The following is a 13,741-nucleotide window of genomic DNA, read 5'->3' as shown; positions in this document are numbered from 1 at the left end:
AGCAAAAGATCGCAGCCTGCGGCAGCTCCTACAGGGGATCACATTCCAATGCAGGAGCTGCCGAAGGCTGCGATCTTTTCAGGCACCACGCAATTTTTCCAAAGCTTCGTAGGGCGCTCGCGCACACGTCTGCACACGCGCCTGCAACAGCGCCGAAGCCTCGCGGCGCTTGTCTTCAGCATCGGCAACAAACGTCTCTGAGGGTTGCTTCGCATGCCGCGCGGCGGCCGTGAAAACCTGCTGACGCTGCAAATCATTCAATCGAAAGAACCGCGCCAAACGCCCAGCCATCGCATCGGGCAACTCGCCGTAATTCACCGCCAAACCGGCCGAATCCCGACAATGCAGCAACCCCGCCTCCAACAACCGCCCCAAACGCCGCGCGATAAAATCTTCACGGCCCTCGAACTGCAACCCATCCTCCAATACGCAATCACCGAGCATGCCCGGCACCATGTGCATGCCCGGACGGCGCAGATGGGAAACAGCAATTTCCAGCGGATCACGATAGAGAAACAGCCACGGCGTGTCCGGGAAACAGGTCTGCAACAGCGGCCATTCACCGATGTTCCAGGCATCAAGTTTGACCACTAAACGCTGTTCAACACCGCGTCGGCGCTGACCATACGCCGAGAGCAAGCCGACGATGGCGGCCCGGCGTTCGGCATCAGGCAAATCACCGCGCAGCAACGCATCCAGCGGTGGCGGTTCCGACACCACGATGTGATCGTCGAGTTGCGCGAGCATCTGACTGAGCAAGGTCGAACCGCAGCGCGAAGCGTGCAGAATGAATGCACTCGGTGCGAGCCCAGGGCTCTGCGCTTGCCATTCGGTCAGCGCCGACAGCGGCGTCTGCCGTCGAAACGCCTGATTGAAGGGCAGCCGCAGTGCATCGTCCACCGCCTCACGGAAAAACGGCTGATGCAACGGCGTGTCACCGAACCAGCACCAATCCACCCGCCACTGCCCGTCGACCGGCCAGACACGAATGGGCAACCAGCCGTCGAAGCTCAAGCACTCCATTGTTCGTGCCATTGCCGACGACCATTGCGCATCGCCGCACGCAGTTCCTCGCGAGAAAACCTCAAGCCACGTTCAGCAGCGAGTGCCCGTGCCTGACTGATGAATACCTCAGGATCGTCCAGCGTGCGCAAGGCCAGAGCCAGCGCGACGTCCTCGCTCACCAGCCGCTGAAAACGTTGCAACGCAGTATCCGCCACACCGGGTTGAGGCGTGCTCGACAGGCCTTGGTCGATCATCTGATCAAGCCAGGCGCCCGGCCGGCAATCAATGACCAGATGCACCCGCGCCGACGTGTCACGGTTATCCACACGGTGCCGACGGGCAAGGTCGAGAAACCAGCATTCGCCCGCCCGCATGGGCATGCGCTGACCGTCGAGCCAGAAGTCGACATGCGGCGGGCTGAGCAATGGAATGTGCAGGCGCCGATCGGCGTCGGGGCCATCGAGGTCATAATCGCGATGCTCGTGAATCTGTCCACCGGGGCCTAGGCGCAGCAAGCGCGCGCTGACGATCTCCAGCGGCAAATCGCGCAGGCCTTGTCGCCAGCGATCATCGTCCAGCCACGGGGCGCGTTGCTGCGGAGCACCGCGCCCGGGCGACAGCTCGGTCAGCGCATTTGCGGCCGAAATCAGCGCAACGCCACTCCAGTCACCGGAGAAATATTCGCTGTTGAAATGGCTGCGCCAGGCGTCGTCGGCAATCGCCGCCAGCGCATGCAAAAGCACCGGCAAATCCACCGTCACCGGCAGACGGGAAAACGTCGGCCGGCTCATGGTTGAGCCCTGGCCTCACTGCGCCGGAGCATGCGCCACCACTGGCGTCGAGATATCCCCCGCCGCCCAAGCCGATTCACGGTTGGCCAGCGCGGTGGCAATCGACTGCACTTCGGTCGACTGCACCTGATCCGGCAGCGGATCGAGGCCGGCACTGGCGAAGATCTGGCCATAAGCATTGCGCAGATCAGCGTACGACAGGTCGCGGCGCAGATCCGCTTGCAGGTTGTTCAGCTCGCCCTGAATCAGTTCCAGCTCACCGATCCCAGCCGCCTGATGACGGTTGCGCAACTGGCCGACGATTTGTCCGTCGATGTCCGACAGTTGCTGATTGGTCTTGAACTGGCGCAACGCTTCTTGATAGTTGGCGTTGGCCACATAGAGCTGCGCGAGCACCGCGATCGACATCGCCTGACGCCGCGCGGTGGCGACTTCTTCTCCGGCCTTGGCGACGTTGATTGCAGCGGGTGCGGAGATCACGTTGAACAGGTTCCAGGTGATTTTCACGCCGTAATCGGCCCAGCCCTGTTCGACGAGGAACGAGTTGCTGTCGTAATGGCCACCGGCGGAAAACTCCAGGCCTGGCAGCAGGCGCAGCATGGCCTTGCGGGTTTCGGCAGCGCTGATGCGCGTCTGGTAGTCCTGCTCGCGCAGTTCCGGGCGACTGGTCAGGGCTTCCTGCTCCAGTTTCGCCAGATCGACCTTGAGCTCGGGAATCTGATAACCGTCATCAGTGGCCAAGGTCAGGTTGGTGCCCAGCGGCAGGTTGATCAGGGTGGCCAGTTCGGTTTTCGCCAGCGACAACGCGCGGCGCTGCTCTTCCAGTTGGCGGGTCGCTTCGATCAGCGAACGCTGATATCCCAGCGATTGCACCGGATCACCAATACGCTGATCACTCAGGGTCTGGCTGTTGTCGCGGGCGGTCTGCACGCGCGCCATCAGGCTGTCGATTTGTTTGAGCAGACGCTCGGCGGCCATCGCTCGCCAATAGGCCGAACGTACGTCCTGGACGATGGTGTTGATCACCTTGCGGCGCCGTTCCTGAACGATCAGGCGCTGGTCACCCTGCTGCTTGGCGCTGATGTAGCTGACGCCGAAGTCGAGGACGTTCCAGACCATGGTCAGGTCGGCAACGTCGCGGTCACGGTCCTGCGAGGTCGATGGTTCAAGAGACTGGGTGCCGGTGCGCACACTCTGGCTGCTGGAGGCGTTGACGTTGTTGCGCCCGACGTACCCGGCGTCCAGCGCCATGCGCGGCAGCATGTCGAAACTGGCGAGGTCGAGCTGCCGCTTGGCCAGCGCTTCCTCCATGATCTTCAAGCGACCTTCGAGGTTGTATTTCACCGCGCGGGCCATGGCCTGGTGCAGGGTCAACGGGCCGCGCAGCGGTTCCTGATCCTTGTACATGCCTTGCAGATCGCTTTTGGCGCGCTGCTCGCTGACGCTGCGTTCAATCGGGTCACTGGTCACTGCACATCCGCTGATCGCCAGCGCCAGCAGGCTGGCGCCGAACAACTTCTGACTTTTCTTCATCCCTGGATCGCCCCTAGGTCCTGCACAGTGTTGAGTAATGGTGAGTTCAGGCTGACATTTCGCTGATGCCGACCTGTTGCAGCGCTGCCGCCAGGTCGTCGACCCGGTGCTGCTCGCTGTCTTTGAGCTGTTGTAGTTGTTGCCCCAGTGTCGGCGCGCCAAACACACCGCGCAGGCCTTGGGAAATATCGCCGGCCTTGAGCGACTGGCTGCCGAATGCGTTCAGCGTATCCCGCTCGGCGGAACGGTCCTGACTGAACAGGCTCGCCAGTGTGCTGCTGGCGAATACGCCGCCATCACCACCGCCAAAACCGAGGAACCCGTGGCCGGAGCCATCGCCGCTGCTGTCACTGCTGCTGAACACTTGCGCGATGTAACTGCGGCTGAGAGCACCGTGATTGATGAAAATATCGCCAAGCGGACGAATGCCGTTGCCGATCACCCGTTGTTCAAACAGCGGCGCAAAGGTCAGCGGTGAACCGAGTTCGCCGGTTGGCGGAGTGAAGATGAACGGCTGCAGCGGCACGTTTGATGGCGGTGCCGGCACCACCGGGTCGCTGCTGCGAATCAACGGATCCGGGATCACGACACTGGTCGGCGTGGTCGGCACAGTGGGCACGGTGGGCGGCACGACCACCGGCACCGTATTGATCGCGTAGTTGTTGGAACTGCTGACACCGCTGCCGCTGTTGCCGGACGCATCACTGACCCCGGCACTGTTGACGCTGATCGCGTTGTTCGCACTGTTGACGTTGGCGTTTGGTGTCAGGGTGGCGGTCCAGGTCTTGCCGCCGTCGCTGCTGCTCAGGTTGGACAAGATGCCGTTCGCCACCGCGATGTCTGACAGATCGAAACCGCTGACCGCCTCATTGAAAGTAATGGTCACCTGCGAGGTCTGACCGATGCCGATGTTCGGGTTGGCAATGACGACCGTCGCACTCGGCCGCTCGCTGTCGAGCGCGTAGTTGTTCGACACCGCCACTGTGCTGCCGACGTTGCCGGCCAGATCGGTGACATTGCTGGTGTCGAGCGCAATGAAATTGCTCGGGTCGGTGACATTGGCCGTCGGCGTGAAGGTCGCGGTCCAGGTCTTGCCGCCATCGCTGCTGCTCAGGTTGCTCAAATCGCCATTGGTCACGCTCAGGTCGGACAAGTCGAAGTTGCTCACCGCCTCGCTGAAGGTGAACGTCACCGTGGTGGTCTGGCCGATGCCCAAGTGGGGATTGGCGACCACGATATTCACCGTCGGCCGGGTCGCGTCGAGCGCGTAGTTGTTGGAAATCGCGATGCTCGCGCCGAGGTTGCCGGCCAGGTCCTGCACACCGGCCGTGTCGACGATGATCAGGTTGGTCGTGTCGTTGACGTTGGCCGTCGGTGTCAGCGTGGCGGTCCAGGTGATGCCGCCATCGCTGCTGGTCAGGTTCGCCAGCGTGCCGTTGGCGACGCTGATGTCCGACAGGTCAAAACCGCTGACCGCTTCACTGAAGGTGATGGTCACCGTGGTGGTTGCACCGATGCCCAGGCGATTGTCGGCGACCACGATGGTCGCGGTCGGCAGCGCCGTGTCGATGGCGAAATTGTTCGAAGCGGTGGTGCCGACGCCGCTGTTGCCGGAGGCGTTGGTCACGCCACTGTTGTCGAGGGTAATCAGGTTGGTGGTGTCGGTGATGTTGGCGGTCGGCGTGAGTGTCGCCGTCCAGGTGATGCCGCCATCACTGGAGGCGACGTTGCTCAGGGTGCCATTGGCGATGGTCAGGTCCGCATTGGTGAAACCGCTGACGGCCTCGCTGAAGGTGATGGTCACCGTCGAGGTTTCGCCGGCCTTGAGCGCGGTATCGGCGACGACGATGGTCGCGGTCGGCACTTCGGTCTGCACCGCATAGTTGGCCGAGTTGGTGATGCCGCTGCCGGCATTGCCCGCCAGATCGCTGATGCCAGCGTTGTTCAGCACGATCAGGTTGGTGGCGTCACTGACGCCGATGGTCGGCGTGAAGGTGGCCGTCCAGGTGATGCCGCCGTCGCTCGACGAGACATTGCTCAGCGTACCGTTCGCAACGCTCAGGTCGCTGTTGTCGAAGCCGCTGACCGCCTCGGAGAAGGTGATGGTGACGAGCGCGGTTTCACCGGGACGCAGATCGGTATCACTGATGACGATGGTGGCGGTCGGGCGCTGACTGTCGATCACGTAGTTGGCCGAATCGGTGGTGCCGCTGCCGGAATTGCCCGCGATGTCAGTGATGCCGGTGTTGTCCAGGGTGATGATGTTGCTGGTGTCGGTGATGCCCGCCGATGGCGTAAACGTCGCCGTGAAGGTGATGTTGTCCGAGGTGCTCAGCCCGGAGAGCGTGCCGTTGGCCACGGTCAGGTCGGCGAGGGTCAAACCGCTGACAGCCTCGCTGAAAGTGATGGTCACGGTGGTAGTCTGGCCGACGCCCAGCGCCGAGTCGGCAAGCACCACGGTAGCGGTCGGGCGCTGGGTGTCGATGGCGTAATTGTTGGAGTTGGTGGTGCCATTGCCGGCGTTGCCGACGGCGTTCTGCACACCGCTGTTGTCGAGGGTGATCAGGTTGCTCGCGTCGGTGATGTTGCTGGTCGGGGTGAAAGTCGCCGTCCAGGTGATCCCGCCGTCGCTGCTGCTCACCGCCGTCAGCGTGCCGTTGGCAATCGTCAGGTCGGCGTTGTTGAAACCGGTGACGGCTTCGCTGAAGGTGATGGTCACCAGCGACGTTTCGCCGATGGTCAGGCTGTTGTCCGCGACGACGATGGTCGCGGTTGGCGCCACGGTGTTGATGGTGAAGTTGCCGGAGTTGGTCGTGCCCGTGCCGGCGTTCCCGGCCAGGTCAGCGATACCGGTGTTGGCCAGGGTGATGATGTTGCTGGTGTCGTTGATCCCGCCGGTCGGCGTGAAGGTCGCCGTCCAGGTGATGCCGCCATCGGCGCTGCTGAGCGCCGTGAGCGTGCCGTTGGGGACGGTCAGGTCGGCGTTGGTGAAACCGCTGACCGCTTCGCTGAAGGTAATGGTCACCAGTGTCGTTTCGCCGGCGCTCAGCGCGGGATCGGCGATGACGATGGTCGCGGTCGGCCGCTGGGTGTCGATGCTGTAGTTGTTCGAATCGGTGGTGCCACTGCCGGCATTGCCGGCCAGGTCGGCGACGCCGGTGTTGTCCAGCGTCACCAGGTTGGAGGCGTCGGTGATGTTCGCGCTCGGTGTGAACGTTGCCGTCCAGGTGATGCCGCCGTCCGCGCTGCTGACCGCCGTCAGGGAGCCGTTGGCGATGGTCAGGTCGGCATTGGTAAAACCGCTGACCGCTTCGCTGAAGGTGATGGTCACCAGCGAGGTGTCGCCGATTTTCAAGGTGCTTTGCGTGAACACCACGGTGGCGGTCGGCCGCACGGTGTCGACCGCGTAATTGTTGGAATCAGTGGTGCCGCTGCCGGCATTGCCCGCCAGATCCGCGACCCCGGTGTTATTCAGGGTGATCAGGTTGGTAGCGTCAGTGATGCTGCTGGTCGGCGTGAACGTCGCCGTCCAGGTGATGCCGCCATCCGCGCTGCTGACAGCGCTCAACGTGCCGTTGGCAATGCTCAGGTCGGCGTTGGTGAAGCCGCTCACCGCCTCGCTGAAGGTGATGGTCACCAGCGAGGTTTCACCGATTTTCAGCGCGGTATCGGCGACCACGATGGTCGCGGTCGGCCGTGCGGTGTCGATCGCGTAGTTGTTGGAGTTGGTGCTGCCAGTGCCGGCATTGCCAGACAGGTCATTGACGCCGGTATTGTCCAGAGTGATCAGGTTGGTGGTGTCGGTGACGCTGGTGGTTGGCGTCAGCGTGGCGGTCCAGGTGATGCCGCCGTCGCTGCTGCTCAGTCCGGTCAAGGTGCCGTTGGCCACCGTCAGGTCGGCGGCGGTGAAACCGCTCACCGCTTCGCTGAAGGTGATGGTCACCAGCGACGTTTCACCGACTGTCAGCGCCGTGTCGGCAACCACGATGGTGGCGGTCGGACGCACTGTGTCGATGGCGTAGTTGGACGAATCGGTGGTGCCGCTGCCGGCGTTGCCGGCCAGATCCGCCACCCCGGTGTTGTCCAGGGTAATCAGGTTGGTGGCATCGTTGATGCTGCTGGTCGGCGTAAAGGTCGCCGTCCAAGTGATGCCGCCGTCAGCACTGGACACGTTGGTCAGCGTGCCATTGGCAATGGTCAGGTCGGCGTTGGTGAAACCGCTCACTGCCTCGCTGAAGGTGATGGTCACCAGCGAGGTGTCGCCGATTTTCAGGGCGGTGTCCGTCATCACAATGGTGGCGGTCGGACGTTGGGTATCGATTGCGTAATTGTTGGAATTGGTGGTGCCGACGCCTGCCACGCTGTCGGACACCGCCGTCACCCCGGTGTTGTCGAGGGTGATGAGGTTGGTGGTGTCGGTAATGTTGTTGGTAGGCGTAAAGGTTGCCGTCCAGGTGATACCGCCGTCGGCGCTGGACACATTGGTCAGCGTGCCGTTGGCAATGGTCAGGTCGGCGTTGGTAAAACCGTTTACGGCGCGGCTGAAGGTGATGGTCACCAGCGAGGTTTCGCCGATTTTCAGCGCGGTGTCGGCGACCACGATGGTGGCGGTCGGTGGTTCCACGTAAGCGGTGTTGAGCGTACCGCCGTTGTTGTAGATGCCCACCAGCGCACTCGGCGTTGTGCCCGTCGAGCCACCGTTCGACAGACCGCCGCCGCCGCTGGCAGCGCCGTTGCCACTGATCGCGGCAAAGTTGCTCGCGGTGATCAGCACCACGCCGCCATTGTTCCAGATCGCGCCGACGCCGCGACCGCCAGCCCCGCCATCGGCACCGTTGCTGCCGACCCCACCGCCACCGCCACCGCCGCCACCGGCAGCAATGTTATTGCTGATGACCGAGGTGCCGATGACTTTCAGGGTGCCGCTCGCAGCGTTGTAGATACCGCCGGCCGCATTGCCGCCGACGCCGCCGACTTTGTCCCAGCCGGAACCACCGCCGCCGCCACCAATGGACAGCGTGCCGTTGCTGGCCGAACCGCCGTTGCCGCCATGGCTGTAACCGGCTCCGGCGCTGCCGCCATTGCCGCCGACGCCACCGGTGCTGGTGCCGCCGCGGCCGCCCATGTCGGTCGGACTGTAACCACCGCCATAACCGCCGGCATTGGCACTGCCCGCGCCGCCGGCATAGGTGCCGGTGCCCGGGCCAGAAGTACCGCCATGGCCACCGGTCTGGCCACCGATACCGGCACCGCCGCCACCGCCACCGCCGACATAACCGCCGGTCACACCACCGCCGCCACCACCGCCGGAAGCGGCGTTCGCGGTCACAGTGACGTTGTTCAGGGTCAGAATGCCGGCGTTGAAAATGCCGCCGCCCATGGCGCCCGCCGCCGCCGAGCCGCCGTTACCTCCGTTGCCGGCCACCAGGCCTTTGGTGATTACCAGGCCGTCGAGGGTCACGGTGCTGCCGGAGGTGACTTCCACCACGCGGGTTTTGTATTGGCCATCGAGGGTCACGTCGGCCACGCCGTCGTTGTTCAGGTCGCCATCGACGGTGATGTTCTTGTTGATCAGCAGCTCCGAAGTGAGCTGAACGGTCATGCCCGAACTGAACGTGACAATATCGCCGTTCTGCGCCGAAGCCAGCGCCGCGCGCAGCGAGCCGACACCCGAGTTGAGGTTGTTGGTCGCCGTCCACGTGGCCAGCCCCCACTGGTATTCGCTCATGGCTTTGCTCGACAGCACATTGGCGCTCTCGATGGTGCCGGTGGCGATCTCCAGATCCCAGTCGCCACCCACGCCGGTGCGGTTGTTCGATGCCGCCACATCACGCCCGGTCAACTGCGCCAGCGAGTCGACGAAACTCAAGCCGCGATCGCCCTCGGCGGTGTAGCAACCGTAGATCAGGATGTCGCCGCCGACGTTCATGTCCTTGCCGATCTCGCCAAGAATCGCGCTGCGTTGCGCGACGTTGTCGGCGGACAGATAGCTGTTGCCCAGCCACAAATCACCGGCATTGCCGTGGGCAATGATCTGCACCGAACTGACGCCGTGATGTTGATCAAGGTAATCGGCGATCTGCTGCAGGCCGTCCTTGGTAGCGTCGAGCTTGACCACTTGCGTGCCGGGCGCGATCCCTTGCAGCAGGGCGTCAGCATCCTTCACTCGTGAGTCGACGAAGACCACGCTCTGGCCCGGTACGGCAACAGGACTGGCAGCGGGTGCGGCATCAGCCTGACCGTGGGTGTCTTTGCTCGCGACCGGGTGATCGGCCGTCGGCGCCTTGGCCGCATCGGCGGCGGTAGGGGCATGGCTGTCCGCCTGCGCGGCCGTGTCGGCCACGGTGGCGGCGACCGCACCGTCGAACAGCATGCGCGGCTCCAGCGACATGATCAGCGGCGAGGCCAGCGGACGCTGACCTGCGGTTGCCTGAGACTTGACCTTTGCCCCACCAAAAAGGGTCCACCACATGTTGCTCACCCGAACTCGAACGAAGGTACGTGACGCATCAATGAAAAACGCCGCGATCAACTGATCGCGGCGTCGGACTTCATACGAATGACATTGGCGGCGCTGGCTGAGCCATCGAGCCAAAAAGACAAATCGGCGTATTGCTTGAACAGATCCGGCGGCAGAATCGTGCGCCGTGATTGCAAGGCAACCTTGGGTTTGACCGTGTGCAGGCCGGCCAGGCCAAGGCCCTGGTCGAACGCTGGCGCGTCATAGGCCAGGTGTTCGAAATCGTGCTCGAACCACGGCTCGCCAATAAAGTCGTAGACCAGTCGCAGGACCCGTTCCGGGGCCTGGCTGAGCAGGTCGTAATCGACGATCAGCAACGATTCGGCATGCTCGCCGTAATAGGCTTCCTTGAGCGCCGCCCAGGCAAAACCCACCAGGCGATTGCGCTGGGCCAGGGTTTCGCAGCGGCTGTAAACGGTGTTGCGTTCGGCAGCGTCGCTGAACAGTTTGGTGTTTTCGTAGGGATTGGCGCGATACAGGCGTTCGAGGCTGTCCATCACCCAAGCCACGTTGCGCACGCAGGCGATGACTTTGGCCTGGGGAAACAGATCGCGGATCGCCGGCAGACGCGAGCTCCACTGGCGGTTGGTGTCGAACACCAGCGGCTTGTCAGCCTTGTCGGCATAGAAGGATTCGAACAGGCCGCGCAGCAGGCGGCGACGCATGGCAGTGTCGATCACCGCGCCGTACTCACTGCCGGCGCTGCATTGTTCAAGGACACTGGAGAACAGAGAACCGACCGGGCTGGTCATGCCGGCATGAAAGCGCGGATTCTGCAAAAGGATCGCAGAAAGCAGGGTCGAGCCTGAGCGCGGCAAGCCGGAGATAAAGTGGAACTGCTGCAATCCCTTCACCGTAATCGGAAGTCCTTTTGTCCGACAGAGCGTAGTTCAACTAGTAACCCTGCGACTAGTAGTGTTTTGATATCACTCAGAGCAAAAAGAACTAACTGGTTAACTTTTAATCGCGAATAAGCAGATGAATCGTTTTAGTCGCGTTACGACTCAGCTGGCCGGCGATCTGGCCACGAACAATCGTGCTTGTACGCCACCCGCGTGAACCTCTGCGCCGACGGTCCAGGCGGGCGGCAGCGGCAGAAATTCCGCCGGATCATCGAACGACCCGACCAGCCAGACCCGGCCATTGCCGTTCAGCTCGGCAAGGCTGTCGAGGTATACATCGGGCGTCACCAACGTGCCAAAACCGTACTCGTTCGGCCGCGTCGGACGGCCATCGGCAGTCGGCGGCGTGTAGAGGCGCACCAAGGCGCCGGTGCGATCATAGTAGACGTAGCTCAAGTACCAGAGCATGTCGCTGGTGACGATGCGATCGCCGGGCTGGAAATGCTGATTGACGTAGTTCACCACCCGGTCGAGCTGGTCATTGCTGTCGACCGTGGCGTTATTGCTCACGCCCACCAGTTCAACCGCCACCAGTGACACCAGCACCGCCAGCGCCAACACCCGCACGCGGCTGTACAAACGGTCGATGGCCAGCGCCGCCAACAGCGGCAGGCCCAGCGCATAAGCGGTCAAGTAGCGTTCGATGAACACCGGCGTGATGAACGACACCGCAAACACCAGCAACAGCGGCACGCCGGTGTACAAGGCTAGCAAGACACTGCCCCGTGAAACGCTGCGATCACGGATCACCGCCACCGCTGCCAGCGTCAACAGTGCCAGGGGCAAGGCGCCGAACACCGGCAGCGGCAGGTTTTCGCCATCGTCCTGAATCAGCCAGGACCAGATCATCGACGGCAACGAGCCGAGGCTCACCGGCGGCTCCCAGCCCACGTCCCCGCCCACCTTCAGTTGCTCCATGTGCTGGGTCAGATCGAGCAGATGGGGCAACCACGGCAGGTACAACACAACGATGGCCAGATTCGCCAGCCACCACGCCGGGCGCTGGATATGCCGGAAGCGATAGCCACGCTGGACCCGGATCAGCGCCAGATAAATCCAGTGGCACAGCGCCGCCAGCACGGCGAAGTAATGGGTGTAGAACGCTGCCGTCATCAACAGCAGGTAAAACAGCAGATAAGCATGACGCTGCGGGCGCCGGATCCAGTAGACCAGCGCCAGCGTCGCGGCCATCAGCAACAGCCCGAGCAGCGCATACATGCGCACTTCCTGGCTGTAGCGCACCGCCGTCGGCAACAGCGCCAGCAGCAGGCCGGCGAAGATCGCGGCGCGGCGGGTGGCCAGTCGATCCACCAGCCAGATGCCCAACCCGACGGCGGCGATCCCGGCGAGGGCGCTGAAACTGCGCAGGGCAAAAATGCCATCGCCGAATAAACCGATCCAGCCGTGCAGCAGCATGAAGTACAGCGGCGGGTGCACATCATAGGCCGCGTGGCGCCAGATCTCGCCCAGCGAGTAACGCGCCAGCAGCAGACTGGATCCCTCATCGCCCCAGATCGCCGCAGCCGTCAGATCGTAAAAACGCACGGCCGCCGCCAACAACAGGATCGGCAGCAGCCAGTGTTCTCTGGCCCAACGAAGCAAGCGCAAACCGGCAAACCACGGCCCTGGTGTCGCGTGCGGATCCTGGGTGTCGCCCACCGGGGTTACTCTGTTCAGCGCCATCGTTTCCTCTCGCCGCACCACATCGCCACGACCGTATGAACCGCAAAAACCTGCCAGTTACTTTAGGTCAGCCGCACAAGCACCGTCGATGCCGGTTTGCGTTTTCACGACATCCGGCAACCTTGCCAATCCGCGTCTACGCTCTGGCGTGGCGTGACCTGGCCACGGAGTGCCAAGGCAACTGCAGCAGCCTGAATTCACTAGCGGCCCGCCGACAACCAATCAGAAGGATGAGGACTTTATGGACGTTTACATGGGCACTGTTCTGACGTTTGCCTTCAACTATGCGCCCAGCGGCTGGGCCTTGTGCAACGGTCAGATCATCGGAATCAACCAGAACCAGGCGCTGTTTGCACTGCTGGGGACGGTGTATGGAGGCAACGGCCAGCAGACGTTCGGGTTGCCCAACCTGCAAAGCCGCCTGCCGGTCTGCCAAGGCAACGGCCCCGGCCTGACACCGAGGGTGATGGGGGAAGTCTCCGGCGCCGAGCAAGTCACCGCCACCCTCAACAATTTGCCGAACCACACCCACACCCTGGCGGGGCTCACGGCCACCACCACCGTGCAACTGGCCAACCCGGCCAGTAACCCGGCGGGCGCGCCGACTGCGACCAACGCCTACATCGGCGCTTCGGGCACCGGGCCGGGCCTGGCGAATATTTTTTCCGACGCTCAAGGCGCATCGCCGGTACCGCTCAAAGGCGCAGCCACCACCATCAGCGGGACCATCACGCCGACCGGCAATGGCCTGCCCCTGCCGATCATGAACCCGTATCTGGTGCTCAACTTCAGCATCGCGCTGAACGGCATTTTTCCTTCGCGCAACTGACCGAACGCCGGGGGAGCCACCTCCCCCGACACCTCACCTTGCTGGAGCGAGACCATGCTGCAATCGGTTCATAGCCAACATTTCCAGGCACTGTTGGGTCGCGTTGGCACCCTGCACCTGCCCGATGGCAGTGCGCTGCAGATCCACATCGGAGAACTCGAAGAAAAACCGCTGGCGAAAATGCGCTACAGCGAACGCATGCCATTCTGCGTCGAATTGAGCAGCCTGGAACCGACTGAATTCATCGACGGTTTGTGTGCCCTGGAGCTGCCGGAACTGGGGCGGGTCGAAGGGATCTTCGTCTCGCGTGTACCCGCGATGGGGCGCGACCCGGCACTGGCTTACTTCCACGTCACCTTCAACTGATACGGCACTCGTTACACCAACATCAAAATCATCGTTGACCTGTAGGAGCTGCCGCAGGCTGCGATCTTTTGATCTTGAGTTTCAGTTTGAAAAAACAGGATCAAAAGATCGC

The 13,741-nt window shown here is 62.8% G+C and carries 8 protein-coding genes; 2 read left to right on the top strand and 6 right to left on the bottom strand.

What is annotated here, in order from left to right:
• Positions 1 to 78: 78 nt before the first annotated feature.
• From EJA70_RS07065 to EJA70_RS07040, 6 genes are all read right to left on the bottom strand, one after another.
• Entirely contained in the window at positions 79 to 1,023 is a 945-nt protein-coding gene (locus tag EJA70_RS07065; RefSeq protein ID WP_158830333.1) for a sulfotransferase family protein, read from the bottom strand.
• Positions 1,011 to 1,796 carry an aspartyl/asparaginyl beta-hydroxylase domain-containing protein gene (locus tag EJA70_RS07060; RefSeq protein WP_158830275.1) on the bottom strand — a complete coding sequence of 262 codons (786 nt, stop codon included), beginning with the start codon at positions 1,794 to 1,796 and terminating at the stop codon, positions 1,011 to 1,013. The genes EJA70_RS07065 and EJA70_RS07060 overlap by 13 nt, the downstream gene beginning before the upstream one ends.
• Positions 1,797 to 1,811: 15 nt before the next feature.
• Positions 1,812 to 3,329, bottom strand: a complete 1,518-nt coding sequence (locus tag EJA70_RS07055) for a TolC family protein (protein WP_158830274.1) — start codon at positions 3,327 to 3,329, stop codon at positions 1,812 to 1,814.
• Positions 3,330 to 3,375: 46 nt separating this feature from the next.
• Positions 3,376 to 9,801, bottom strand: coding sequence for an Ig-like domain-containing protein (locus EJA70_RS07050; RefSeq protein ID WP_158830273.1), 6,426 nt, complete (start codon positions 9,799 to 9,801; stop codon positions 3,376 to 3,378).
• A 56-nt stretch (positions 9,802 to 9,857) separates the two neighbouring features.
• Entirely contained in the window at positions 9,858 to 10,703 is an 846-nt protein-coding gene (locus EJA70_RS07045) for a sulfotransferase (RefSeq protein WP_008080322.1), read from the bottom strand.
• A 150-nt stretch (positions 10,704 to 10,853) separates the two neighbouring features.
• Positions 10,854 to 12,434: a glycosyltransferase family 39 protein gene (locus tag EJA70_RS07040; protein WP_158830272.1), complete on the bottom strand. Its 1,581-nt coding sequence runs from the start codon at positions 12,432 to 12,434 to the stop codon at positions 10,854 to 10,856.
• A gap of 241 nt (positions 12,435 to 12,675) precedes the next feature.
• Between EJA70_RS07040 and EJA70_RS07035 the strand changes: the two genes are divergently transcribed.
• The gene (locus EJA70_RS07035) at positions 12,676 to 13,263 is read left to right on the top strand and encodes a phage tail protein (RefSeq protein WP_158830271.1); all 588 of its coding nucleotides are present in this window, start codon (positions 12,676 to 12,678) and stop codon (positions 13,261 to 13,263) included.
• Between the two features lie 54 nt (positions 13,264 to 13,317).
• A complete protein-coding gene (locus tag EJA70_RS07030; RefSeq protein ID WP_008080325.1) occupies positions 13,318 to 13,629 on the top strand; it encodes a hypothetical protein in 312 nt (103 codons plus the stop codon).
• Positions 13,630 to 13,741: the final 112 nt, after the last annotated feature.

The organism is Pseudomonas sp. PB103, from assembly GCF_009764635.1.
In the GTDB taxonomy this organism is placed as follows: Bacteria; Pseudomonadota; Gammaproteobacteria; order Pseudomonadales; family Pseudomonadaceae; genus Aquipseudomonas.
The sequence above is the reverse complement of the archived record's forward strand: the minus strand, read 5'-3'. Positions and strand labels throughout refer to the sequence as shown.